This is a genomic window from Acinetobacter sp. COS3 (assembly GCF_000475335.1).
In the GTDB taxonomy this organism is placed as follows: Bacteria; Pseudomonadota; Gammaproteobacteria; order Pseudomonadales; family Moraxellaceae; genus Acinetobacter; species Acinetobacter venetianus.
Map to the genome: position 1 here is coordinate 37,535 of NZ_AXCD01000006.1, position 26,259 is coordinate 63,793.

The 26,259-nt window shown below is 39.3% G+C and carries 24 protein-coding genes; 14 read left to right on the forward strand and 10 right to left on the reverse strand.

Going from position 1 to position 26,259, the window contains the following annotated elements:
- Window positions 1-156: 156 nt before the first annotated feature.
- The gene (locus IO68_RS20695) at window positions 157-1,110 is read right to left on the reverse strand and encodes a TerC family protein (RefSeq protein WP_007482166.1); all 954 of its coding nucleotides are present in this window, start codon (window positions 1,108-1,110) and stop codon (window positions 157-159) included.
- Window positions 1,111-1,501: 391 nt separating this feature from the next.
- On the opposite strand from IO68_RS20695, the gene IO68_RS20700 reads away from it, so the two are divergent.
- Window positions 1,502-2,698: a low temperature requirement protein A gene (locus tag IO68_RS20700; RefSeq protein WP_023012781.1), complete on the forward strand. Its 1,197-nt coding sequence runs from the start codon at window positions 1,502-1,504 to the stop codon at window positions 2,696-2,698.
- Window positions 2,699-2,736: 38 nt separating this feature from the next.
- Here IO68_RS20700 and IO68_RS20705 read toward each other — a convergent pair whose 3' ends face one another.
- The gene (locus IO68_RS20705) at window positions 2,737-3,672 is read right to left on the reverse strand and encodes a LysR family transcriptional regulator (protein WP_023012782.1); all 936 of its coding nucleotides are present in this window, start codon (window positions 3,670-3,672) and stop codon (window positions 2,737-2,739) included.
- A 105-nt stretch (window positions 3,673-3,777) separates the two neighbouring features.
- On the opposite strand from IO68_RS20705, the gene IO68_RS20710 reads away from it, so the two are divergent.
- Genes IO68_RS20710 through IO68_RS20725 form a run of 4 tightly spaced genes read left to right on the forward strand, consistent with a single transcriptional unit; the run spans window position 3,778 to window position 7,602 of the window.
- Window positions 3,778-5,010 (forward strand): acyl-CoA dehydrogenase family protein, encoded by a 1,233-nt coding sequence (locus IO68_RS20710; RefSeq protein ID WP_031234701.1) that lies wholly within the window; start codon window positions 3,778-3,780, stop codon window positions 5,008-5,010.
- Window positions 5,011-5,022: 12 nt separating this feature from the next.
- Window positions 5,023-6,144 carry a phosphotransferase family protein gene (locus tag IO68_RS20715; RefSeq protein WP_023012784.1) on the forward strand — a complete coding sequence of 374 codons (1,122 nt, stop codon included), beginning with the start codon at window positions 5,023-5,025 and terminating at the stop codon, window positions 6,142-6,144.
- A complete protein-coding gene (locus IO68_RS20720; RefSeq protein WP_023012785.1) occupies window positions 6,141-6,839 on the forward strand; it encodes a histidine phosphatase family protein in 699 nt (232 codons plus the stop codon). Before IO68_RS20715 ends, IO68_RS20720 begins: the two co-directional genes overlap by 4 nt.
- Window positions 6,840-6,858: 19 nt before the next feature.
- Window positions 6,859-7,602 (forward strand): SDR family oxidoreductase, encoded by a 744-nt coding sequence (locus IO68_RS20725; RefSeq protein WP_023012786.1) that lies wholly within the window; start codon window positions 6,859-6,861, stop codon window positions 7,600-7,602.
- 246 nt (window positions 7,603-7,848) lie between these two features.
- On the opposite strand, the gene mpl is transcribed toward IO68_RS20725, so the two are convergent.
- Window positions 7,849-9,210 (reverse strand): UDP-N-acetylmuramate:L-alanyl-gamma-D-glutamyl-meso-diaminopimelate ligase, encoded by a 1,362-nt coding sequence (mpl, locus tag IO68_RS20730; protein WP_023012787.1) that lies wholly within the window; start codon window positions 9,208-9,210, stop codon window positions 7,849-7,851.
- 236 nt (window positions 9,211-9,446) lie between these two features.
- Here mpl and IO68_RS20735 point away from each other — a divergent pair, with 236 nt between their 5' ends.
- From IO68_RS20735 to IO68_RS20750, 4 genes are all read left to right on the forward strand, one after another.
- The gene (locus tag IO68_RS20735) at window positions 9,447-9,797 is read left to right on the forward strand and encodes a DMT family protein (protein ID WP_031234702.1); all 351 of its coding nucleotides are present in this window, start codon (window positions 9,447-9,449) and stop codon (window positions 9,795-9,797) included.
- A gap of 136 nt (window positions 9,798-9,933) precedes the next feature.
- The gene (gene purE, locus IO68_RS20740) at window positions 9,934-10,446 is read left to right on the forward strand and encodes a 5-(carboxyamino)imidazole ribonucleotide mutase (RefSeq protein WP_004882201.1); all 513 of its coding nucleotides are present in this window, start codon (window positions 9,934-9,936) and stop codon (window positions 10,444-10,446) included.
- 11 nt (window positions 10,447-10,457) lie between these two features.
- Window positions 10,458-11,579, forward strand: a complete 1,122-nt coding sequence (locus tag IO68_RS20745; RefSeq protein WP_023012788.1) for a 5-(carboxyamino)imidazole ribonucleotide synthase — start codon at window positions 10,458-10,460, stop codon at window positions 11,577-11,579.
- A gap of 624 nt (window positions 11,580-12,203) precedes the next feature.
- A complete protein-coding gene (locus tag IO68_RS20750) occupies window positions 12,204-13,499 on the forward strand; it encodes a lytic murein transglycosylase (RefSeq protein ID WP_023012789.1) in 1,296 nt (431 codons plus the stop codon).
- Window positions 13,500-13,544: 45 nt separating this feature from the next.
- Here the strand turns inward: IO68_RS20750 and IO68_RS20755 are convergent, their stop codons facing one another.
- From IO68_RS20755 to IO68_RS20770, 4 genes are all read right to left on the reverse strand, one after another.
- On the reverse strand, window positions 13,545-13,928 hold the full coding sequence (locus tag IO68_RS20755) for a hypothetical protein (RefSeq protein WP_165593500.1): 384 nt from the start codon (window positions 13,926-13,928) through the stop codon (window positions 13,545-13,547).
- A 120-nt stretch (window positions 13,929-14,048) separates the two neighbouring features.
- Window positions 14,049-14,954, reverse strand: a complete 906-nt coding sequence (locus tag IO68_RS20760) for a matrixin family metalloprotease (RefSeq protein WP_031234703.1) — start codon at window positions 14,952-14,954, stop codon at window positions 14,049-14,051.
- A gap of 352 nt (window positions 14,955-15,306) precedes the next feature.
- Window positions 15,307-16,218: a matrixin family metalloprotease gene (locus IO68_RS20765; protein WP_023012792.1), complete on the reverse strand. Its 912-nt coding sequence runs from the start codon at window positions 16,216-16,218 to the stop codon at window positions 15,307-15,309.
- Window positions 16,219-16,559: 341 nt separating this feature from the next.
- Complete coding sequence (locus tag IO68_RS20770; RefSeq protein ID WP_023012793.1) at window positions 16,560-17,471, reverse strand: matrixin family metalloprotease; 912 nt, start codon at window positions 17,469-17,471, stop codon at window positions 16,560-16,562.
- 172 nt (window positions 17,472-17,643) lie between these two features.
- Here IO68_RS20770 and IO68_RS20775 point away from each other — a divergent pair, with 172 nt between their 5' ends.
- Window positions 17,644-18,528, forward strand: coding sequence for an MBL fold metallo-hydrolase (locus tag IO68_RS20775; RefSeq protein WP_023012794.1), 885 nt, complete (start codon window positions 17,644-17,646; stop codon window positions 18,526-18,528).
- A gap of 45 nt (window positions 18,529-18,573) precedes the next feature.
- On the opposite strand, the gene dnaK is transcribed toward IO68_RS20775, so the two are convergent.
- From dnaK to IO68_RS20790, 3 genes are all read right to left on the reverse strand, one after another.
- Window positions 18,574-20,520 carry a molecular chaperone DnaK gene (gene dnaK / locus IO68_RS20780; protein ID WP_023012795.1) on the reverse strand — a complete coding sequence of 649 codons (1,947 nt, stop codon included), beginning with the start codon at window positions 20,518-20,520 and terminating at the stop codon, window positions 18,574-18,576.
- 144 nt (window positions 20,521-20,664) lie between these two features.
- On the reverse strand, window positions 20,665-21,210 hold the full coding sequence (gene grpE, locus IO68_RS20785) for a nucleotide exchange factor GrpE (protein ID WP_007482191.1): 546 nt from the start codon (window positions 21,208-21,210) through the stop codon (window positions 20,665-20,667).
- Window positions 21,211-21,369: 159 nt separating this feature from the next.
- On the reverse strand, window positions 21,370-22,263 hold the full coding sequence (locus IO68_RS20790) for a LysR family transcriptional regulator (protein WP_007482193.1): 894 nt from the start codon (window positions 22,261-22,263) through the stop codon (window positions 21,370-21,372).
- A gap of 106 nt (window positions 22,264-22,369) precedes the next feature.
- Here IO68_RS20790 and IO68_RS20795 point away from each other — a divergent pair, with 106 nt between their 5' ends.
- The 4 genes from IO68_RS20795 to IO68_RS20810 all read left to right on the forward strand — a co-directional run bounded on the left by IO68_RS20795 (window position 22,370) and on the right by IO68_RS20810 (window position 25,982).
- On the forward strand, window positions 22,370-23,233 hold the full coding sequence (locus tag IO68_RS20795; protein WP_023012796.1) for an MBL fold metallo-hydrolase: 864 nt from the start codon (window positions 22,370-22,372) through the stop codon (window positions 23,231-23,233).
- A gap of 384 nt (window positions 23,234-23,617) precedes the next feature.
- Window positions 23,618-23,860, forward strand: a complete 243-nt coding sequence (locus IO68_RS20800) for a hypothetical protein (protein WP_004882185.1) — start codon at window positions 23,618-23,620, stop codon at window positions 23,858-23,860.
- Between the two features lie 359 nt (window positions 23,861-24,219).
- A complete protein-coding gene (locus tag IO68_RS20805) occupies window positions 24,220-25,290 on the forward strand; it encodes an alpha/beta hydrolase (RefSeq protein ID WP_023012797.1) in 1,071 nt (356 codons plus the stop codon).
- Window positions 25,291-25,427: 137 nt separating this feature from the next.
- A complete protein-coding gene (locus IO68_RS20810; protein ID WP_023012798.1) occupies window positions 25,428-25,982 on the forward strand; it encodes a peptidylprolyl isomerase in 555 nt (184 codons plus the stop codon).
- Window positions 25,983-26,259: the final 277 nt, after the last annotated feature.

Genomic DNA, 26,259 nt, shown 5'->3' on the forward strand with positions numbered 1-26,259 from the left:
ACTGGATTATTCGCCTATTTTAAGTGCTTAAAACGTGTATAAATGTGAGTCATTATTTGAGTCAATTCATTTTCATTGAATATTGGAATGGATGATTTATCAACACATAAGCAAAAAAGGGCCTTCCATAAAGACCCTTTTTTAAATGCTTTGTGATTATTGCGCTTGACGTTTGTTATGACGTATAGAGAGATAAGCCGTAATACTGAGCACAAGGACAATAAAACCGAGTGAAATCCAAATCGGCATGTGGAACACATCAAGCAATAACATTTTCGCACCGATGAACAATAAGATAATCCCCAAACCATACGGTAAATAATGCATCTTGGTTGCTGCACCTGCGAGCAAGAAGAACATTGCACGTAGACCCAAGATTGCCATTAAGTTTGCGGTTAAAACAATGAACGGATCACTGGTAACAGCAAAAATCGCGGGAATAGAGTCAACAGCAAAAATTACATCTGAAGCTTCAACAAGGATTAACACCAAGAATAAAGGCGTTGCCCAAAGCACACCATTTTGGCGAATGAAGAATTTATTGCCTTCTAGTTTTGGCGTAATACGCATATGTTTGCGTAGCCATTTCAGCAATTTAATATCTTCGATATTGGTTTCTTCATCTTGTCCTTTGAGGAACTTAAAGCCTGTATAGACCAAGAACGCGCCGAAGATATACAGCACCCATGAAAACTCTTGAACAAACCAAGCGCCGATAAAGATAAAGATAGTTCTTAGAATGATTGCCCCAAGTACGCCGTAAAGTAAAATTTTACGTTGTAGCGCGGGTGGAATCGCAAATGCAGCGAAAATCATCAGCCACACGAAGACGTTATCAATCGCAAGTGATTTTTCAAGTAGATAGCCTGCGAAGTATTCCATGGTTTTTTGGTTCGCTATGGTTGCACCCAGCGTTTGCTGAAGATAGAACCACAAACCACCGCCAAAGAGCATGGCAACCGTGACCCAAGCAATACTCCAATACGCCGCCTGCTTAATTGGAACATCTTGGTTTTGCTTTTGTTTAAAGCCTAAAAAGTCGATCAATAGCATGACAATGACAATGCCAAAGAACGCAACATACAGCCATAAATTGCCGATAGTTTCCATCACAACTCCCTATCTGGCAAATGGACATAAAAAAACCTTGACCAGTTGCCAGATGAATTAATACATCTGTTTCAACATGATCAAGGTCTTGCCTACATCACAAATGATTGTGATGCTCAGAGTCCGACTTTTTGCAAAGTGTAATGACGAAGCTCTGACACCTAAGTATTTGATCTCTTAGGTTTGGAGGAGGCTACTCCCCTTGTCAACAAATTCTGTATGGATGGTGACATCCAAATATGTGCGTAGAATTACACAAATAATCTATTTAAGCAAATGCTCAACGCATAAATTTTAAACTTGATTTTTGTATGATCGAAGCAATAGGTAAAACAGCCCAGATCGATTAAGTTATACCTGAAGAGCTTTATTTTGTTTTGAGAAATAAGAAATGAGTGTTGAAAAAATACTAAATAAACCCCTGAAATTGTTTGCCCCTCGTGACCCTGAAGAAGCACATCGTGCTGCTACCCCGTTAGAGCTTTTATTTGACCTTATTTTTGTTGTTGCCATTGCGACTGCTGGGCAGCAACTACATCATGCCATGATTGAGGGGCACTTATGGCATGCTCTGCCGACCTATTGTATGGTGTTTTTTGCTCTGTGGTGGGCATGGATGAATTTTACGTGGTTTGCTTCCGCGTATGACAATGATGACACGCTTTATCGTTGTCTTACTTTTGTGCAAATCGCGGGGTCATTAGTGATGGCAGCTGGGATTCCAGCCGTTTTTCAACAACACAATTTCGATGTGATTATCATTGGTTATGTGATTATGCGATTGGCTTTAGTCACTCAATGGATACGTGTGGCAAAGCATGATCCCGAGCGCAAAGTGACTGCTTATCGTTATGCAATTGGTATTGTATTGGTTCAGTTAGGCTGGCTGATTGGTAATTTTAGCTCTATTCACATGACTACGTGGTTATTTCTCATTCTGGTCTTTTTTGAATTAGCCGTTCCTTTTTATGCGGAAAAGCATGCTGCCACGCCATGGCATCCACATCATATTGTCGAACGTTATGGGCTACTGACCATTATTGTATTAGGCGAATCCATCATTGGCAGTTTTGCTGCTACACAGGAAGCCTTTTCGAATCGTGTGATCAATTACCAAGAAGTATTTTTAATTATTGGCGGTTTATTGATGATGTTTGCGATGTGGTGGGTCTATTTTGATCGTAGTCATCATCACCATCAACGCCGTGGTGTGCAGCCATTTTTATGGGGCTATGGCCACTTTTTTATCTTTATCAGTATTGCTGTATTAGGTGCTGCTTTAGCTGCCGCAGTTGATGTTTCAACACAACATGCACATATTTCAAGCCAAATGATGGGATTAATTATTGCGACCAGTTTGGCGGTATACAGCACTTATATTTGGCTGTTTTATGAGGCGTTTTATTTATCAGGATGGAGGCGTTGGGTTTATCCAATTACTGTATTGATCCTGTTTTCGATTCCTTTTTTATTTGCTGATATTGGCTATATCGTTTTTGCAATGGCAGTTATTTATATTCTTCGCCTGATGATTTCTAAAGTGTATTTGATGAATTGTGATGATGAGCTAAGCATTACAACGCATTAAAGCTCTTCTTCATTCGCACTAAAACCAAGTTTAGCGTTTTAATGCGCTAAATTGGTTGGCTCAAAAATTTTCAAAATTTCGTTTCGAAGAAACTGATGGCGAGGATTGTGCCGAACTGTGTCATGCCAATACATGCCCATCTTAATTTTAGGTAATTCGATGGGCAACGGATGAATATTTAAATTTTCTGCATAATGCAGATGTTTAAGGATACTTTGTGGAATGGTCAGAATTGCATCGGGGTATTGAGCAAGCACTTGTAGCGCAGTGGAATAATGCTGACAACGCAAGAAAATTTGCCGCGACAGTTGCTGACGATTGAGATAAATATCTTCAAGCAATAAGCCTGTGCGCCTTGATGATACACCGATATGTGGTGCGGAGAGATAGTGTGATAAATCCATCTGCATTTGCTGTGTACACACCACAAAATGATCATCAATTAAGTTTTCAAACTGTAAATTGGCTTGATACGGTTGCACCAGATCAATCACAAAATCAATTTGTTGAGCTGATAAATCAGCCAGCATATTTTTACGATCCAACTTAGAACTCAGAAACTGAATATCAAGATTGAGTTGGGTGAAATGATGAACCAATTGCGGAAAAATAATCGGTTCAATTTCATCATGTATGGCAATTTTAATGCTTTGCAGCATGCTTGGTACAAAGTCTTGCTGTGGAATTGCAATATTCTGAATCGTGAGCAGCGCATTTTGAATCGGTTGATAAATTTGCTCAGCATACGGCGTTGGCAGCATTTTTTGTCCGCTACGAACAAACAGTTCATCTTGTAGTTGTGTACGTAATCGCTGTAATGCATGGCTAACCGCAGATTGGCTGATACAGAGTAGTTGCGCCGCTTTGGAAATGCTTTTTTGTTCAAAAATCGCGATGAAAAGCGGGTATAAATTAATATCAATACGATGAAAATGCCCCACTTCCAATGGGTTTGTATTATGAATCTGATTCATAGTTTTGAATAAAATAAAATCATTTCATTCATAATAAATATTCGCTTATGGTGATGTAAAGCAGCGAATCAATATTCGCCACATTTTACATTGAGGGAAATGATGATGTTTGCATTATCTGAACGTGCACAGGATTTTATTGCTCGCGCACAGGCATTTATCCAACAAGAAATAGAACCAATAGAAAAAGCATTTTGGGATGAAACACATCGTTTAAATGTCGATGGTGATTGGACCAAATGGCAATGGCCAGCTCAACTTGAACAACTCAAAGCGAAAGCCAAAGCAGCTGGCTTATGGAATATGTTTTTGCCTGATGCAGAACTCGGCGTAGGTTTATCTGTGCAGGAATACGCACATATTGCCGAACTCACAGGACGTAGTTTACTTGCGCCGACCGTTTTTAACTGTAATGCACCCGATAGCGGCAATATGGAAGTGTTATGGCGCTATGGTAGTGAAGCGCAGAAACAACAATGGTTGCATCCGCTATTGAATGCTGAAATTCGTTCAGTGTTCTGTATGACTGAACCTGCGGTTGCATCGAGTGATGCCACCAATATGCAAGCAACGGCTGTGATTGAGGGTGATGAAATCGTCCTGAATGGTCGTAAATGGTGGTCGTCAGGTTTAGGTGATCCAAATGCCAAAGTGATTATTTTCATGGCCTATACGCCAGATCCAAGCAAAGATCGTCATCATCAACATTCAATGGTACTGGTACCCATTGATACACAAGGTGTCAGCATTGAGCGAATGCTTCCAGTTTTTGGGGATTACGATGCGCCACATGGACATGGGCAAGTCAATTTTGACAATGTACGTGTGCCTGTCAGTAACTTTATCGGCGGTGCAGGACAAGGTTTTGAGATTGCCCAAGGGCGTTTAGGACCTGGACGGATTCATCACTGTATGCGTTGTATAGGCGCAGCAGAAAAAGCGCTAGAGTTGATGATTGATCGAGGCATGTCACGTAAAGCATTTGGGAAAGAAATTCTTAAACTCGGGGGTAACTTGGAACGTGTCGCTGAAGCGCGCGTGCAAATCGACCAAGCTCGGTTATTGACCCTGTATGCAGCTTACAAGATGGATACTTTGGGCAATATGGCGGCGTTAACCGAGATTTCAGCCATCAAAGTGGTTGCACCAACCGTATTGCAAAATGTCGTTGATATGGCGATTCAAATTCATGGTGGCGAAGGTGTGTCTCGTGATACGCCATTAACCGCATTCTTTAATCAAGCGCGTAGTTTACGTTTAGCCGATGGACCTGACGAAGTGCATAAAGGCATGATTGCTAAATTAGAGTTAAAAAAACGTGGTTATGGTCGCGGATAAGGATATAAGCAAATGACAGTAATTGATGTGGGTGGGCAAGTTCGTCACGGTGAAGAACTGGATATTTCTGCGGTTGAAACATGGTTAAAGGATCAAGGTGTTGAATTGCAAGGTCAAGCACAAGTAACCCAATATTCAGGTGGTGCATCGAATTGGACCTATCGTCTTGAATATGACAATGTCGATTTGATTTTGCGTCGTCCTCCTAAGGGAACTAAGGCCAAATCAGCACATGACATGGCACGTGAATACAATGTGCAGAAACATCTTGCACCGCACTACCCTGTCCTGCCTGAAATGCTTGCATTGTGCCAAGACGAACAAGTTATTGGTTGTGATTTCTATGTGATGAAGCGAATTGCAGGCATTATCCCGCGTGCCAATTTGCCTAAAGAATTACAACTTGATGAGCAACACGTTCATCATCTATGTCTGAATGTATTGGATAAATTGATTGAATTGCATCAAGTGCCTTATCAAGGTACAGAACTGGAAAAACTTGGCAAAGGTGAAGGTTATTGCCGCCGTCAGGTTGAAGGCTGGGATACACGTTATCAAAAAGCATTAACGCCGAATGTGCCTGATTTTGCTTTTGTACGTCAGTGGTTACAGCAGTACATCCCTGCCGACTCTAAAACTTGTGTGATTCATAATGATTGGCGCTTTGATAATGTTATTTTAGATCCACAACATCCAACAAAAGTGATTGGTGTATTGGATTGGGAAATGGCAACGTTGGGTGATCCCTTAATGGATTTGGGCAGTGCCCTCGCCTACTGGATTCAAGATGATGATGACGCACTGATGAAATCCAGCCGTCGTCAGCCGACTAACTTAAAAGGCATGCTGACACGTCGGCAAGTGGTCGATTACTATCTGGAAAAAACAGGCTTACAGCCGACGAACTGGGCATTTTATGAAGTGTTTGGTTTATTCCGTTTAGCTGTGATTGCTCAGCAAATATATTATCGTTATTACCATCAACAAACTGATAATCCAGCTTTTAAAGACTTTTGGATTATGATCCACGCTTTACATATTCGAGCATTAAAGCTCATTGCAGAAAATAATGTAGAAGCACAGCAGTTGATCCCTGAATATGCAGCAAAATTACAGGATATTTTAAAACGATGAGCACGATTTATTTAGTGCGACATGGGCAAGCCTCGTTTGGAGCTGCAAGCTATGATCAACTATCTGCCAAAGGTGAGCAGCAAGCACAGGTGGTGGGTGATTTCTTTCAATCAACACTAAAACATACTCCGCTTGTGATTGCTGGGTCAATGCAGCGTCATCAACAAACCGCGCAGTTGGCTCTGGCTCAGAGTTTTCAAGACATTGTGGTGCAAACAGAGTCTGCTTGGAATGAGTTTGATCATCAGCATGTGTTTGCTCAGTATGAACCGCGTTTTAATCAACCTGAATTATTGAAGCAAGATGTTGCTCAAGTTGCCAATCCACGTGTGTATCTGGCTAAAATTTTTGATGGTGCGATTGACCGCTGGATCAGCGAGCAATATGACGATGAATATCATGAAACATGGTTAGCCTTTCAGACCCGTGTAGAAATGGCTTTGCAAAACCTTTGTGCCACCATTGATGTAACAGGACGCAAGCAAGCCGTAGTATTCAGCTCAGGTGGTGTCATTTCAGTGGCTGTAGGTAAGGTCTTGGGATTGAATGCGAAACAGATTTTTGCGTTGAATTGGTCGATTGCTAACGCCAGCGTCACAACACTGCGTTGGGTAGATGGTCGTTTGCAATTACTCAGCTTTAATGAGCATCATTATTTAAAAGCACGTGATGCTGAACTTTTAACATGGATTTAAATAAAAATAGGTGGCAGGCATGGCAAAGACAATTTTAATTACGGGTGCAAGCTCAGGTTTAGGTGCAGGTATGGCAAGAGAGTTTGCTGCCAAAGGCTACAATCTGGCGTTGTGTGCACGACGGTTGGAACGTTTAGAAGCATTACAACAAGAGCTGCAAAGTCAGTTTTCTATTCAGGTCAAGATTAAGACGCTTGATGTGACTCATTACGATGATGTTTTTACGGTTTTTAAAGCTTTTCAGCAAGAATTTGGCAGTATTGATCGCATTGTTGTCAATGCTGGTATAGGTGATGGTCGCCGTATTGGTAAAGGTCATTTTGACGTAAATCGTGCCACAGCGGAAACCAACTTTATTTCGGCGTTGGCGCAGTGTGAAGCGGCAGTTGAAATTTTTCGAGCACAAAACAAAGGGCACTTGGTAGTCATTTCTTCGATGAGTGCGATGCGTGGCTTGCCAAAGCATTTATCGACTTATGCTGCGAGTAAAGCAGCTGTCGCGCATTTGGCAGAAGGGATTCGTGCCGAGTTGTTGCATACACCAATCAAAGTCTCGACGATTTTCCCAGGTTATATTCGTACTGAGTTAAATGAAGGTGCGAAGAAGTTACCGTTTGAGGTGGATGAGAAAACAGGGTCTAAGGCCTTGGTGAAAGCGATTGAGAAAGAACCTGTGAAAGCTTATGTGCCGCAGTGGCCGTGGTTGCCAATGGGCATAGCAATGAAGATTTTGCCTTTGAAACTTGTGAATAAATTGAGTTGATTGCAATTTAAAATGGATTGGAGATATCTCTAATTAGCAAGATTTCACAGCCTCATATAGGTTGAATCATTAACATGTTTGTGTAGAGGCGTTTCCTTACTTTTCAAAGATGAAAAGTAACAAAAATCTTTTGTTGGACTGATGGTATATCCCTATACCACAGTCCAACGGGCGGCATCCATGCCGCCTGTGACGATAGTGAATACCGCGACAGGATTAGATTAGAAAAGTGAACTATGGGCTAGATTACGATAACGCTGTAATCAACTTTTGGTGCAATCCACCAAAACCACCATTGGACATGATCACCACAGCGTCACCCTCACCTGCTTCATTGACTACACGAGCAATAATGTCATCCAGTGAGCGACTGACTTCGGCTTTGTTAGATGATGCAGAGATGATAGGTTGTAAATCCCAATCCAAGCCCTCTGGTTGATACCAAATCACTTCATCGGCTAAACGCGCAGAATGAGCCAAACCATCTTTATGGCTGCCCATACGCATGGTGTTTGAACGAGGCTCGATAATCGCCCATAGCTTACGTTCACCTAGACGTTTACGTGCACCGTCTAAAGTTGTTTCAATGGCAGTTGGGTGATGAGCAAAATCATCATAGACTTCGATACCACGAACCGTTCCCAAAAGCTCCATGCGACGCTTCACACCACCAAAGTTAGATAAGGCTTCGCAAGCTTGCTCAAGGCTAACACCGACATGCTGAGCCGCTGCTATAGTGGCTAATGCATTAGCAACGCTATGCTGTCCTGTCATATTCCATTGTACTTCGCCAACCACGTTGCCCTGTTCTAATACTTTAAAGTGGCTACCATCGGCACTGATCAGTTCAGCAGATAAAGCCGCTTGATCATTTGGCTCAAGGCTAGTACGAACTACAGGCGTCCAACAGCCCTGCTCCAGTACTTCATCAATATTAGTTTCAGTGATTGGCGCAATAATACGGCCTTCACTTGGAATGGTACGCACGAGGTGATGGAATTGTTTTTGAATTGCAGCAAGATCATCAAAAATGTCAGCGTGGTCAAATTCAAGGTTATTTAAAATCGCAGTTTTAGGATGATAGTGAACGAATTTAGAGCGTTTATCAAAGAACGCAGAATCATATTCATCTGCTTCTACACAGAAGTATTTGCCACCACCTAAACGTGCGCTTTCGCTAAAACCAAGCGGTACGCCACCAATCAAAAATCCAGGATTTAAACCTGCTTGATCGAGTACCCAAGCTAACATCGTGGTCGTTGTGGTTTTACCATGAGTACCAGCAACACCGAGTACATGTTTGCCTTGTAAAACATGGTCAGCCAAGAACTGCGGGCCTGAAATATAAGGTAGACCTTCATTAAGCATGTATTCAACGGCATCAATGCCGCGTTTCATGGCATTACCGACAATCACGAGATCAGGATGAGGTTGTAAATGGCTACGATCGTAGCCCTGCATCAGTTCAATGCCTGCATTTTCGAGTTGGGTAGACATTGGCGGATAAACATTGGCATCTGAACCTGTGACTTTATGTCCTAAATCTCGTGCTAATAGAGCCAGAGACCCCATAAATGTGCCACAAATACCCAAAATATGCAGATGCATAACTCGCCTACTCCACTGCTTTTGATACAGCACAACTTGGTGTCTGTATTTGTCATTATCAATAAAAATCAATCGCAACGATAGCAAGGCTTGCAGTGAAAAGATAGTCAAAATTCGTTGTTGTTGTTTAGGAATCAGATTGCGAATAAATGATAAAATATAAGGTCTGTTGGATGATCTTCCCATACCCTGCAAGGCAAATTTTAAAGCCTGAATTTTTCTAAAAGGATAAGACTTTGAGCCCGACTCTTATAGCGCTATGTTTCCTTATCATTTCCAATTGTTTTATGACTTTAGCGTGGTACGGGCATTTAAAATTTTTGCATCATGCACCCCTTTGGCAAGCCATTTTATTTGGATGGTGTATTGCCCTACTTGAATATAGTTTTATGATTCCAGCAACCAAACTGCTCAATGCAAATGGCTGGAGTTTGGGTGAGATGAAAATCACCCAAGAAGTGGTAACGCTGATCGTCTTCGTCCCCTTTATGATTTTTCTATTCAAACAACCATTCAAGCTAGATTACGTCTGGGCGATGTTATGTCTATTGGGCTGTGTCTATTTTGTTTTCCGCAATCAAAGCTAATTTGATGCGAAATCATTCGCAGCGTTCTTTTGTTGGGGATGATTGAAAAAAACGCTATAATATTTGCCAATTTCTTCCTTCGTGCTTGGCGCAAGTCGAGATACTTCTCTATTTTTATCATGTTTTGGAAAAGCCAATGAATGCGGTCGCAACAGATAGCCAACCTTTAGTCGGGATTATCATGGGTTCTCAATCGGATTGGGCAACACTCGAACATACTGCAAATATGCTCAAACAATTGGGTGTACCTTTCGAAGCTGAAGTGGTTTCTGCGCACCGTACACCAGATCGTTTGTTTGAATATGCTGAAACAGCACGTGACCGTGGTATTCAAGTGATTATTGCGGGTGCTGGCGGTGCAGCGCATTTACCGGGTATGTGTGCAGCTAAAACTGACTTACCTGTACTTGGTGTTCCTGTTAAATCTTCGATTTTAAATGGCGTTGATTCATTGCTTTCAATCGTACAGATGCCTGCTGGTATTGCAGTAGGAACATTAGCGATTGGCCAAGCAGGTGCGACCAATGCTGCGATTATGGCAGCGCAAATCTTAGGTTTAACGCGTCCTGAAATTGCTAAAAATGTTGCTGACTTCCGTACTGCTCAAACCGAAAAAGTGTCAGGCAATAACATTCCTGGTCAAGTTTAACGGAGCTGATCATGAATAAAACTATTGGCATTTTTGGTGGCGGTCAGCTTGGACGCATGATGGCGCAAGCGGCGTTACCACTTAATATTCAATGCAGCTTTTTTGAAGCAGAAACAGACTGTCCAGCAGCGATCCTAGGCTCAGTTTTTTCAAGCAAAACTGAGCAAGGTTTACAGAGTTTTATTGCGAGTGCGGATGTTTTCAGCCTTGAGTTTGAAAATACCCCTGTGGCTGATGTAGATGTTTTGACACAAACCAAGACACTGCACCCTCCTCGTCTTGCTTTGGCAACTGCTCAGAATCGTTTGGCTGAGAAATCTTTATTTGATGAATTGAATATTCCTGTTGCGCCGTATCGTGCTGTGGATAGTTTAGATAGCTTAAAACAAGCGGTGGCTGATCTAGGTTTACCAATCGTGTTGAAAACGGTGACAGGTGGTTACGATGGCAAGGGTCAATTTGTGCTTCGTTCAGAAGATCAGATTGATACAGCGTGGGCTGAACTGGGTCCAGCGAAAAGCTTGATCGCTGAAAGTTTTGTGAAATTCAGTCGTGAAGTTTCGATTATTGCAGTTCGTGGTCAAGATGGCGATGTCAAAACTTGGGCTCTCGCTGAAAACCACCACCATAATGGCATCTTGTCACACTCGATTGTACCTGCGCCAAATAGCACAGATCTGCAACCTGTTGCGCAAGATTATATTACCCGTTTGTTGAACCACTTAAATTATGTCGGTGTTCTTACACTCGAATTATTTGTGACTGAGCAAGGTTTATACGCCAATGAAATGGCATGTCGTGTACACAACTCAGGTCATTGGTCGATCGAAGGTGCGATTTGTTCGCAATTTGAAAATCATATCCGTGCTGTGGCTGGTTTACCTTTGGGTTCAACCGATGTGGTTCGCCCAACAGTGATGATCAATATTATTGGTCAACATCCAAAATCTGAAGATGTATTAGCGCTACAAGGTGCACATTTACATCTCTATAATAAGTCAGAGCGTACTGGCCGTAAGTTAGGCCATATTACCTTGATGCCTAATGATTCGAATAATTTAACAGACCTATGTCGTCAATTAGCACAGATTTTACCTGTACCTTTAGCATTGACGGCTGATATGAGTCTCTAAACTTATCCACAATGCCGTAAAAAAAGCGATCTTCGGATCGCTTTTTTATTGCAGATTGATTTTTAAATTTAAAAAGTATGGAGAATTGAGCTTGTGGATAACTTTTATTTGCAATTTTGAATTTAAAGTATGATCCTGAATTTGAATTCAAATAAGTTAGTGTTCTAAGCCTGCGGTTTTAAATTCAAAAATAGAGGGTGTTTTTAAATTTAAAAGCATAGTTAAATCTGTGTTTTGAATTTAAACTTTCATCTGTGGGTAACTCCTTAACTAATCTTAGTATTTTGAAATATAAGGAATTAAAAAACAATCTATTGTTTTTCATGTTTTGGCTAAATTGAAATGAATTTAAAAGAGGTTGATTTTTTGAATTCAAAAGCATGAGTGTTGTGAGCTTGGTCTTTGAATTTAAAGTGTGAGTAGTGGTTGAGTGTTGTTTTGAATTTAAAAAAGTGATGTGTTTTATTTTGAATTTAAAAATTAGATCGAATTATGAATTTAAAAGTTGTGTTTTAAATTTAAAAGACAAGAAATGAATTCAAATTTACGTTTCCAAACTATACATCTGGGAGTGGCATGTTATGGTGAGGGAGAAATTTAAATTTAAAAATTCTGGTTTTAGACATGAAACAACATTTTTCTTTTTTTATAGGCACTGCCTTATTTGCTTTTTTCAACCAAGCTCATGCAGAGCTTGTTATTAATGGTGCAACGGTGTCAGCACCGACAACAACAGCACTATCTAACAGTACTTATTCACCAAACTCAAATTTCCAAGCATGTATTGCCAATTTGCGTTCCCAAGCCATTTCATCTGGCGTATCGGGTGCGACTTATGATCGTTACACGCAAAATTTAACGCCTGATTATTCTGTCATTGATAAATTAAATTATCAGCCTGAGTTTTCTACGGCAATCTGGGACTATTTATCGGGTCTGGTTGATAACGAGCGTGTTCAAGCTGGACAGCAAAAACTTGCACAACATCGTGATGTGCTTCGACGGGTAGAACAGACCTATGGTGTACCTGCTGAAACGGTTGTGGCCGTTTGGGGTGTGGAAAGTAACTATGGTGATATTTCTGGTAAATATCCCTTATTACAAGCATTGGGTACTTTGAGTTGTGAAGGCCGCCGTCAAAGTTATTTCCGTGGTGAATTTTTTGCAACGATGCGTATTTTACAACGTGGCGATTTAACACAAGATCAATTATATGGTTCGTGGGCGGGTGCATTTGGGCATACCCAATTTATGCCATCAACTTATGAGCGTTTAGCGGTTGATTTTGATGGTGACGGTCGCCGTGATTTGGTTTCAAGTACCACAGATGCATTGGCATCGACAGCGAATTTTTTAAAACGAGCAGGGTGGCAAACGGGAATGCCTTGGGGCTTCGAGGTAAAAATTCCACAAGGGATGTCGATTTCAGGCGAAAGTCGTCGTAATAAAAAATCATTAAATCATTGGATTGCACAAGGGGTAACGCGTGCAGATGGCACTGCTTTAATTCAAGGAAATTTATCTGGCAGTACACCAGCGGGATTGATTGCGCCAGCAGGAGCAAGCGGGCCAGTTTTCTTGGTATTTAAAAACTTTGACGCGATTTACAGCTATAATGCAGCAGAAAGTTATGGTTTAGCGATTGCACATTTATCAGATCGTTTGAAAGGTGGGACACCATTTTTAACGGCTTGGCCAACCGATGATGCAGGGACTTCTCGTGCGGAACGTCGTGAAATTCAACAGTTTTTAATTAAACGCGGCTACGATATTGGTGCTGTAGATGGATTGATTGGTGATAAAAGTCGTCAAGCGATTCGCCAAGAACAAACTCGTTTAGGATTAAATCCAACAGGCCGTGCAGGACAACAAATTTTGCAAGCTTTCCGCCAAGAACAGGCAAAAGAAATGATGCAATAAATCTAAGAGATGATAAAAAGGTCTGCAGAAGCAGACCTTTTTATTTTAAGGTGCAGCGTCGAGTTTAACTGCTTCTAAAATATCAAAAATGACGGCAGTCACATCTTGACTTAGATCGCGATCATTAAAGATTTCATAAGCTGAAATAGTGACATCAGTATCGCTTGGGAGTTGTTTTTGTTCTTCTTCAATTAAATGTTCAATCGGTAATAAAGTTTGTTTTACTTCTAAATGTAGAATTTCATCATAACCAACATTTTCATCCTCGAGCTCAACCTCTTGCTCGTTGAAATAAGGAATTAAAATAGAATGGAGATATGGACTAATGTCTTGAATGTCCATGATTTCAACATCACGAGTTTGCTCAATCGTACTGATATGGTCGCTCACTTCGATGAGAATATGATAGTAACTCATGTTGTTCTCCATTAAGACTAAGATGATGTTTTATCAACACAATAACATGAAAAAAACAAAATAAGCGACCCATTCTTGTTACCTAAGTTTAAAAACATCATCTCTATAATTTAGTTGATTTATCTACTAAATTTAGTCAGCAAAGCCTAACAGTTTTAAATCGGCATTAGTCAGCTGAAAGTCTTTAGCATCCTGTTCTTTAATTCTTGGATACATTAAAGATTTTGGGTCTTGAGTATGTTTCAGACCTAAAGCATGACCAAACTCGTGAGCTAAAGTGAGGCGTAGATCATCCAGTGATGAAAACTCATAAATAAAAATCTGCTTACCATCAAACTGTCCTTTATGGAGTACTTGTGGCTTAAATGTCTGATTAAATTTATCGACTGACTGAATGAGTTGCTGACGTAATTGATTAGATTTTTCGGATTTTTTTTGGAGTTGCTGCACTTTTAGATTGTGATCTTGGATACGTGCTTGTAAAAGTTGGCTTTGGCTTTTAAGTATGCGTTGTTGCTTTTGCAATTTTTTTGCAGATGTCTTTTTAGAATGGGCGGCATTTAGTTGTTCTATAGCGTTTTGATAGGACTTCGCTTGTGCTTGATATTGGTTTTTTTGTAATTCTAATTGTGTATCAGCGTAGCGCAGTTGCTGTTTAAGTATCTGTAATTGTTGGTTCTGATCGAGCCAAATTTGTTGCTGTTTTTCTAATTGATGTAAATTCTCAGCGCGTTTTATACTGCGTATCTGACGTTGATCAAATACTAAATTTATGACAAATGTTGCTGAAGGATCATAAACAAAATAGTTTTGTCCTGTGTCTTTTGACCAGATTTCGGCAGCTTGTTGGCTTAGCTCGATTACCTGTTGCTTGTTGAGATTTAAGCGCGGGTCTAGCTCTGCGATTCGATAGCGTAAAGGATTCTCTGTACTGTAGTGAATCTGAGGAGATGTTGAACTAGAAGAAACTTTAGCTAAAGCTGAAGGAGAGAGCAGCATGAGAAAACATGTAGCCAACATAAAAATAAAGGGGTACATACAGAGAGATAAAATTGAAAAAGGACGTATTTTAATCAGGTATGTTTAGTAGTCAAACTTATAAAAAAGAGAGTAATTCATCAATTTATACAATATTTATATGAAATAAAGATAAATGGATATATAGAAATATTGAACATAAATTCTAGTATTGATTATGAATTAGACGAAATTTACATGAAACACAGTCATTTATTTTGAATTATACATATCGAATTTTTTAGTATTTTATGTGAATTTGAAAATTTATTAATATTTTATTTTTCACGTAAAATAAATGTTTATTTGTTCAATAAATATACCGTTTGGTGAAAAATTCCGTTTAACGAACAGTCGTGCGATGATTTATTATTTAATTCATTGCACGTACCAGTTCTTGATCCGCTTTTGTGAGTTCAAACTTTTGTAAGTTTTGTTTTTGAATGACTGGATACATGATAGACGTTGGATCATCTGTGTGTTCTAAACCGAGCGCATGTCCGAGTTCATGAGCCAGTGTTAAGCGTAAATCTTCTTTAGACGTAAATTCATAAATATAGATTTGTTTACCGTTGAAATGGCCTTTATGAAATAAACGAGGTTGAAAGTTTTTGTTAAATTGATTTGCTGATAACACTAATTGTTTATTATTTTGATTTAGGCTTTGAATTGCTTGGTTTAATTGTTGAGTTTTTTGTTTATGTTGAGCTATTTCTTGCTTTAAAGAATTGGATTGAAGTTGTAGTTCTTGTTGACGTTGTGCGAGCTGATCAGCCATTTGCTTAGATGAAGAACGAAGTTGATTAAATCGTTGTACATTAGCGTTATATTGTTGAAACTGAGAGGTCAGTTGGGTTTGCTTACTTGCTATGAGCGCCGTCATTTTCTGGATCTCATCTTTCACTTGTTGTAGTTGTAGCCTTTGGTTTTCCCATTGTTGTTGTTGTTGATTGAGCTGATCTAAGTTCTCTACACGATTTTTACTATGTTGTTGGCGTTCATCGTAAACAAAGTTAATCGTAAATTCAGCTTGTGGATCATAAATAAAGTTTTTTTGTCCTGTTTCTTGTTCCCAAATTTTCGCCGCTTGCTGTGTAAGCTCCAAAACTTGTTGGCTATCTAAATTAAAGCGTGGGTCAATGTCTGCAATTCGGTAATGCAATGGCATTTGCATAGATTCATGTGTATGTGAACCCGCTGTATGTGATGCATTTTGGGCATAGCTTAGATTGGGTAGACCCATGCATAAGCATGCAACTAAAACGGCTAAACCTTGTTTGCGCATGAGCCAAACTCCCCCAAATAAGGTTTATTTTTGAGCAATATTATTTTGCCGTCAAAACGCTATCTACTTAATAAACAAGGTTTAAAAGTGTGACTTTTTTCCATAAAATAAAAAAATGAATGCTGTGAATAACACAACAAAATAAAACTGAGATGGAATATATTATGTCTTTTTATTACAAATAAAATGATATAAATCATAATCTTGTGATTTATCGATTGGCTTAAAGTGTAGAGAAGTGGAAGAAAATCAATAAAAATCACTTTTGTTGTTTTTTTGTAAATAAAAGAAAGAGTGAGAAATAATTCACTTTTTGGTTAAAACTTTCACTTTTATCCATGCTATCTGTTGATTAAAAGCTCACGATCAGCTTGGGTCAGGCGAAAATTTTCAGCATTTTGATCTTTCATTAATGGGTACATGAGCGCGGCTGGATCATTTGCATGTTGTAGCCCAAGAGCATGACCTAACTCGTGCGCGAGCGTTAAGCGTAGATCATCTTCGGATTCAAATTCATAGATTAGAATCTCTCTACCATTAAATAACCCTTTGTGAAATAAATGTGGTTGAAAGCGTTGTTTATATTGATGAACAGACTGATCAAGCTGTTGGTTTAATTGATTTAACTCATCAACTTGTTGATTCAAAGTGCTAATTTTCTGATTGTATTGGGTGATTTCTTGTTGTACTTGTTGAATATTGTCCTGTAAGGCTTGTTGTCTTCGTTGAAAATAGTCCCGATCAACTATGGATGCAGGGCGTTGTTGAGCGATCAGTTGCTCTTGATTATATTGCTGAATTTGTTGATTGAGTTGTTGCTGTTTTAAATCGAGAAACTGTTTATTATTCAGAATTTCCTGTTCAGTTTGATCAAGTCGTTGCTTCTTATCCAGCCATTGTCGTTGACCTGTTTCGAGCTGGCTCAAATGTTCTCGGCGTTGTTCACTTTCAATTTGACGCTCATCGTATATAAAATGGATAGCTAATTGTGCATTTGGATCATAGACGAAGTAATCTTGACCAGTTCCATCTTTCCAAATTTGTGTGGCTTGCACGCTCAGTTGTTTCACTTGTTCAGTTGTGAGTTTAAAACGAGGATCAACATCAACGATTCTATAACGCAAACGTGTATCAAAAGGATGAGTAATACGATCTAAAAGTGAATTGAACTTGAGTTGCGGATGTTGATGCGTCTGATAGCCTGACCATAACAGAAAAAATACCAGTCCAAGAATAGTAAAAAAACGAATCATTTTATTTTGTTTTTCTCGACATAGAATAAAGATTATTCTAAAGGTGAAGATATGTTCAAATATAAGCAATCTAAATCAATATAGCAAAATAGGGTGATACTGAAAAATACAGATGCATTTTGGATATTAAAAAGCAATAACGAAGGATATAAAAGAAATTCAAGGGATAGAGATGCTGAAATATTTACTGAAAGCGCCTGATACTGCATGGACAGCAGATTCTCCTGCAGAGGCAAACGTTAAAAATTTAAAAATCAAATATTTGGGAACTGCTGGATTTATCCTTTCAGATCAGTATCGTACTTTGGTTTTAGATCCATTTATCAGTCGTCCGAATTTAAGACAGACCTTTACGCAGCCTTTATTGAGTGATCCTTCTTTAGTCCGCAAATATATCCCCCATGCCGATGATGTGCTAATTGGTCATGCACATTATGATCATATTCTTGATGCACCTGAGGTTTGTAAACAAACAGGGGCACGCTTAATTGGTTCTCAGGCTACCATGATGTATGCACGCTCAGCAGGGTTATCTGAGCAGAAAATGCTTCAAACAAAAGGGAGAGAAATTATTAATTGTGGTCAATGGCACGTTGTTGGTTTGCCATCCATTCATGGCAAAGCCTTGTTTGGTCGTGTTCCATTACCGGGAGATATGACCACACCACCACCATACCCACCTAAGTTTCACCATCTGAAGCATGGTCAGGTATTTAATTGGTGGATTCATACCGGACATTTAAGCATTGTACATATTGATTCGGCGGATTTTATTGAGCAGGAACTACAAGCGAAGCAAGCTGATATTGTGTGTTTATGTGCGATTGGGCGGAAATATCGCCCTAACTATGTCAAAGACGTTGTGAGGCTATTGAAGCCGAAATATATCATTCCATGTCATTGGGATACGATGGTCACACCGATTGATGCACCACCTCAGTTATTGCCAGGGGTGAATATTCCTGAGTTTATTGAAGAAATTAAAGCCTGTGGTGTAATCCCTTTGTTTATGCCGATTTTGGGTGAACTATATTTCGATCAACCTAATGAATCTTAAAACAAAAAAACCGCGCTTACGCGCGGTCTTTTTTAAAGAGACAAATTATTTTTTGTCATCTTTTACTTCAGTAAACTCAGCATCTACGACACCGTCGTCCGCTTTTTGTTGTTGACCTGCATCACCACCTTGGAATGCATTTGGATCAAAACCTTCAGCGCCACCACCTGCTTGTTGAGCTTGCTCATAAGCACGTTGTGTAATCGGCATCAAGATGTTTTGTAACGCTTCAGTTTTCGCTTTGATTGCATCAACATCATTGTCTTTTGTTGCTGCTTCAAGTTCAGAAACCGCAGTTTCAACCGCAGTTTTTTCTTCAGCAGTAACTTGTTCACCAAGATCTTTAACCGCTTTTTGTGAGCTTGAAATTAATGCATCAGCTTCGTTACGTGCTTTAGCAAGTTCTTCAAACTTACGATCTTCTTCAGCATTTGCTTCAGCATCTTTGATCATTGCTTCGATTTCAGCATCAGACAAACCTGAGTTTGCTTTGATCTGGATTGATTGCTCTTTACCAGTGCTCTTATCTTTTGCAGATACTTTTAAGATACCATCAGCGTTAATGTCGAATGATACTTCAATTTGTGGTACGCCACGTGGAGCAGGTGGGATATCGCCTAATTGGAAGTTACCCAACAATTTGTTTTGTTGAGCCATTTTACGTTCACCTTGGTAAACCGAAATGTCTACAGCTGGTTGGTTGTCAGCAGCAGTAGAGAACACTTGAGATTTCTTCGCAGGAATCGTGGTGTTTTTCTCAATGATCGGAGTTAATACGCCGCCCATTGTTTCGATACCTAAAGTTAAAGGTGTTACGTCTAATAAAAGAACGTCATTTTTGTCACCAGACAATACCGCACCTTGAATCGCAGCACCAATCGCTACAGCTTCGTCAGGGTTCACATCTTTACGTGGCTCTTTACCGAAGAATTCTTGAACTTTCTGTTGAACCATTGGCATACGAGACTGACCGCCGACCAAGATTACGTCAGAGATTTCAGAAGTCGAAAGACCAGCATCTTTAAGCGCGATACGGCAAGGCTCAATCGTACGAGCAACTAAGTCAGCAACTAAACCTTCAAGTTTTGCACGAGTTACGTTGATCACTAAGTGTTTAGGACCAGTCGCATCAGCAGTGATGTATGGAAGGTTGATTTCAGTTGCGTTAGAAGAAGAAAGCTCAATTTTTGCTTTTTCAGCAGCTTCTTTCAAACGTTGCAACGCAAGTGGATCATTCTTCAAGTTTACGCTTTGCTCTTTTTTGAACTCTTCAACCAAGAATTCGATCAATGCGTTGTCAAAGTCTTCACCACCAAGGAATGTATCACCGTTAGTCGACAATACTTCGATTTGTTGGTCGCCATCTAAGTCTGCGATTTCAATGATTGATACGTCAAAAGTACCACCACCTAAGTCGTAAACAGCAACTTTACGATCGCCTTCTTTTTTGTCCATACCAAACGCAAGTGCAGCAGCAGTTGGTTCGTTGATGATACGTTTAACATCAAGACCTGCAATTTTACCTGCATCTTTAGTTGCTTGACGTTGTGCATCGTTGAAGTAAGCAGGAACAGTGATGACTGCTTCAGTTACTGTTTCGCCTAAATAGTCTTCTGCAGTTTTTTTCATCTTTTTCAAGATTTCAGCAGAGATTTGTTGAGGTGCAAGTTTCTTATCGTTTACTTCAACCCAAGCATCACCATTGTCAGCTTTGATGATTTTGTATGGTACAAGACCGATATCTTTTTGTACTGCTTGATCTTCGTAGCGACGACCGATTAAACGCTTGATTGCGAATAATGTGTTTTTCGGGTTTGTTACAGCCTGACGCTTAGCGCTTTGACCAACTAAGATTTCGCCATCTTTATATGCAATGATCGATGGAGTTGTACGTGCGCCTTCTGCGTTTTCAATTACTTTTACTTTGTCGCCTTCAAGTACAGCAACACATGAGTTGGTAGTACCTAAGTCAATACCAATAATTTTCGCCATTTGATGTGTTCCTCTAAAATTTTGTGAATCCCCCTCATATGCTTTTCGGTAAAGGGGATTTGCTTGTTATTCGATATGAGAGTCAATCGTTTTTTTTCAAGCATTTTTATGAAAAAAAACTGAAAAACTCTCAAAATACTGGATTTATTGTCCGACCATGACCATTGCAGGGCGGAGTAGGCGACCATTTAAGGTATAGCCTTTCTGTAAAACCGTACCAATTTCATTCGCTTTAGCATTTGGATCGATACCAACCGCTTGATGAAGGTCTGCATTAAAACCATTTTTTGTGTCTGCTTCGACTACGCCGAATTTTTCAAGCGTTGTAAGCAACGATTTTAAAGTCAGTTTTACACCTTCTAATACAGGTGTTTCTTCTGCACCAGCTGCTTGAATCGCACGTTCAAGATTGTCGACAGAATCCAATAGCTCTTTCGCAAATTTCTCAAGCACAGTGTCTTTATGCTTTTCTGATTCACGTTGAATACGTTCAACACTTTTCTGTGCTTCGTAAACGGCATTGGCAGTACGTGCTTTTTCGAGTTTTAAGCTTTCTTCGAGTTTAGTGATTTGCGCTTGTAAATCTTCAACGCTAAGCTCGTTTGCTTGCTCTACACCTTCAGCTTGAGTTTGTTCAGTCTGTTGCTCATTTTGAATGTCTTGAGCTTGCTCATTGTGCTCATTAGCCATTGATGATCTCCGTTTAAAAAAGTTCTCAAACATGTACAGTCCTTTTGGCATTGATGCTCATAGGGTCAAACCCGAACTGCCACGTATAGGTCATTCATAGATACGGATGAAGTATGGGCAACGCGACAAAATTCAAGCGTTCAGGTCGATTTAAATCTTTTAATTTTGCTTATTTAAGTAAAAACTTAAGTTTTCGATGACGAAAGCAATAAATTCTTGGGTTATTTTCGGTAAATGTTGTCTTGATGCATACACCAAAGACAAGGTGAGATCGGGCGCAGAAAAATCTGTAAACACTCGTTCTAAGCGCTGCTCGGCAAAATCTTGACGTACTAATAAAGTCGGTAGCATGGAAACACCTTGCGCTTTGAGACACATCTGATAGAGCGCGATCACATCATTGCTCTTAAACGTAACATTTAACGGATAGTTCTGTGGTTGCTGATCTGTATCAAAAAGCGTCCAATATTGATTGTGGGTATGATGAGCAATACATTCATGCTGAATCAATTGGCTGGGATGAGAGAGAGGAGGGTGATCTTTTAAATAATGTGGATGTGCGCAGAACACAGATTCAATTTGGCAGACAGGGCGAGCAATCAGTCCATCAGCAACTTTTTGCGTAATCCTAAGTGCGAGATCAACTTGGGCATCCATGAGATCAACGGTATTTTCAGTTAAATACACATCAAAATGAATGTGCGGATAACGTTTTTTAAATTGCTTGATGCATTCATTGACACCCAATTGAAATAAGAACAAGCCACACGTAAAACGAATAGTACCGCTATGTTGTTCTGGCGCTGCTAAACTTTCCAAGAGTTGTTGTTGTTGTAAAATATTTTCACAATAGACCAGTGCTTTTTCACCTGCAGGCGTCAGTGAAACTTTGCGAGTATTGCGTTGAAACAGTCGAGTGGAAAATGTTTGTTCAAGGTGTTCCAAATAACGCGACACCATTGCTTTAGAATAGTCTAAATGTTCTGCAGCTTTGCTGAGATTGCCTTGTTGTGCAATACAGACAAAGACTTGAATGGCTTTTAAGGTATCCATATTTATTTTGATTGTTGCAAGATATGCAACATTTTATCTTAATTTAGTGGGTTTATTCAGCAATAATTGCAATTTAAAGTGTTTCCTATCAGATCGGAGACAACATATGAAAACGAATCCTTATGCAATTGCATTCGCAACGATTGCAACATTAACAGCAGCATCAACGACATTTGCCCAAGACTTAACACTCCAAAACTTTTTAGCGAAGCCTGAGCATTTTGGTGTCACTTCTACTTTGATTGAAGGGGATAAAGAAGTCCTGCTGGTCAATGCTCAATTTTCAAAATCAGAAGCGCTTCGTATTGCAGCGGATATTCTGGACAGTGGAAAAACGCTGAAAACAATTTTTGTGAGCTATGGTGATCCAGATTTCTATTTTGGTTTAGATGTATTTAAACAATATTTCCCGAATGTACAAATCATTGCTACGCCTGAAACGGTTAAACATATTCAGGATACGCAAGTACTTAAAGTGGATTACTGGGGTCCAAAAATGGGTGCCAATGCTCCAAGCAAAATTATTGTTCCACAAGCATACACAGCCAAAACATTAAAACTTGAGAATGAAACCATCGAAATCAAGGGTCAAAAAGAACTGACTTATTTATGGATTCCAAGTGTAAAAGCAGTGGTTGGCGGCATTCCAGTATCTTCAGGTATTCACCTTTGGACAGCAGATACCCCAACTACGAAAGATCGTGCTGAAGTGATCAAAACATTGGAATCGATCAAAGCACTTAAACCGCAAACTGTTGTTCCTGCACATATGAAGGCTGGTGCTGCTGAAGGTTTAAATGCGGTGAACTTTTCAATTGATTATTTAAAGCAATACGAACAAGCCGTTAAATCTAGCAAAAACTCAGAAGTGTTGATTAAAACCATGCAACAGAAATATCCGACGCTGACTGAAACAAGTAGTCTTGAGTTAGGTGCTAAAGTTGTTAAAGGTGAGATGCAGTGGCCTTAAGCCTAAATTAATCATAAAGCCGTAATCTTCTGATTGCGGCTTTTATTTAGATTAAAGTAACTATTAACCTATTCTTTGTAATTGTAAGCTTTTGGGTATGTTCTACGAGGTTTATATAAATTATAAAAAATGAAGATGTTCGAATTTTTCTTTAATAAATTCAGTTTATATCAACAAAAGTTATGAATAGATAAGTGCTTAGCCAATTTTTATGATCAGGAAAATATGTGAAATCTGCTTTTAATTGATTAAATAAAAGTTGCAAAAGCACGCTGTATAAATAACAAACCGCTACTAATCCGCATCACGCCAGCAGAAAAAATTGTGAATGATAGGCAACGCAAAGATAACTTTGCTATTTGTCATAATGAAAGGAAATACACAATGAAAAAGTTAGCATTGATCTCTATGGTTGTAACTGGTGTTGCATTCACAGCTGTGGGTTGTTCGACTCAAGGTGGTTTAGATGCTTCTGGTTCAGCTCAAACTAGTGCAGGCCCAACAGGCGTACAAGGTGGTGTTGGTGTACAAGCTGGTACGTCTGTAGATGTTCAACCAGGCGGTGCTTCAGCAGATATTTCAGGTTCAGTATCTGGCTCAGCTGGTGCTGATGCAGCAGGCCAATAATTTTTTATGCTAAGTCGGCTTGCAATAGATTGAATATTAGATGCCAAAAATCAATCTATAGATGTACTGCTATATATCATGCATAGCGACTTTATTCATAAAAATGACACTTTTTAAGTGCTATAAAACCAGAGTTGAGTCATTCAGTTCTGGTTTTATAATTTCTAAACAAAGCATTAAAATCTGTTGTTAATTGGCAGAAAAAATGAAATCGAATAAGCACAATGGTTAATGACTTTTAAAGAATAGCCCTTTAGCGTACGACATATTTTGAAATCTTATTCTTGATCTATGACTTTATAAAAGCATATAGTCAACGAGAACAAGAATTATGGACAGAGTGAGAGAAGGGGACGACAGTGACAGCATTACCTCAAAAAATTCAAACAATTTTAGATAAAGGACAAGGTCCTGCTGCACGAGCACTTGATAAGCTGCCCAAGATCGTACAAGAATCCCTCGCTAAACTTTTAGGCTATCCGTATCAATATCCAGATTTGGATGCATTTACCAAATGCCTTATGGCTGTTCAGATTAAACAAGGACGCATTGGCTTTATTGGAGATGATCCAATCGAATCACGCCGACAATTCGATGCGCAAATGTTGGCGATTTTAAATAAATCAACATCGATTGATTCAGTTGAAGATATTCGCTTACCACTACAAAGTGGAACTGTTTTCGCAAGACACTATCATCCTGCACCAAATAAAAAACTTCCAATGATTGTATTTTATCATGGAGGAGGTTTTGTTGTGGGTGGTTTAGATACTCATGATGAAGCCTGTCGACTCATTGCCAAATATGCAAAAGTACAAGTTTTAAGTATTGACTATCCACTTGCGCCAGAAGTGTCGCCGCAACTCCTAATCAAATCATGTGAAGATGCATTAGCATGGGTTTATCAAAACCGCCGTCAGTTGAAAATTTATAAAAACCGTATTGCTGTTGCTGGCGATAGTGCAGGTGGAAACATCAGTACTGTTGTTGCACAGCACGCGGCAGGTAAGTCATACGCACCGCAAGCACAATTACTTATTTATCCAGTTGTCGATTTCAAAAGTCGACATCCTTCATTTTATGCATATGGAGAAGGGCTGGTGTTAACAAGTAAAGATGTAGACTACGTTACGGATTATTATGCAACGCAGCACAATGTTACTTTGGATGACCCACTGATTTCTCCAACTTATGGCAGTCTTAAAAAGCTCGCGCCAGCATATGTGATTACTGCTGGACATGACTTACTGCATGATGAAGGTGAAATATATAGCCATAAGCTCAGACAAAGTGGCGTTAAAGTGCAATACATCGATTACCCTGAGCAAACTCACGGTTTTATTAATCTAACTCCAATCTCGAGCAAGGCTAAACGAAATACGATCGAAATTGCCAAAAACTTCAGAAAGTTTTGGGATAAGCATCACTGATAATTATAAACCGATGTTTCACGTGAAACATCGGTTTTGTGTTTTCTGAAGATAACAAATAGAAATAGCAAAAATAGATTGATAAAACTAAGATGACTCACGACAACAAATCTATTTCTATGCAGAGAAAAGCAATCATGAAAAAACTGTTCATTACAACAGCTCTAATTTTGGCGAGTAGTCATTTATTTGCAAATACGATGGTGGATATGAAAACCAGCATGGGTAATATTGAAATCGAATTATTTGATGATAAAGCCCCAGTATCTGCAAAGAATTTTGAGAACTATGTAAAAAGCAATTTTTATTCAGGAACAATCTTCCATCGAGTTATTCCTGGATTTATGGTTCAAGGTGGCGGTTTAGATGCCAATATGATTGAGAAGGCAACAAAAGCTCCAATCGTCAATGAAGCAAATAATGGACTGAAAAATAATCGTGGTACTTTGGCAATGGCGCGTACCAGTAACCCAAATTCTGCTACAAGCCAATTTTTCATTAATGTGGCTGATAACAACTTTCTAAATCGTTCGAATATGGATGCTGGCTATGCTGTATTTGGTAAGGTAACGAAAGGGATGGAGGTCGTTGATAAAATCGTTAATGCACCAACAGGAAACTATGGAATGCATCAAGATGTACCTAAACAACCAATTAAAATTATCAGCGTACAGATAAAGAATAAGAAATAGAATATAAAAGCAGAAATATTAAAAATATATTTCTGCTTTTATTTCAATTATTTGCTGCTTTATTTTGGTGTTTTTAAAGCCATTTGTGTGTAAAAAAAGAACACTTGATAAAACAAAGAGTTAAAAAAGCTTGCGCACCAAAAAAAATCTCCTATAATGCACACATCCCGACGCAATGAAGCAAAAGTAACTTAGCTTTACGGTTAAGTTGTTAAATATTTATTGCGTTTTATTTATCGCTGACGAGGCGATAAAGAGATCATTAAGAGAATAGAAG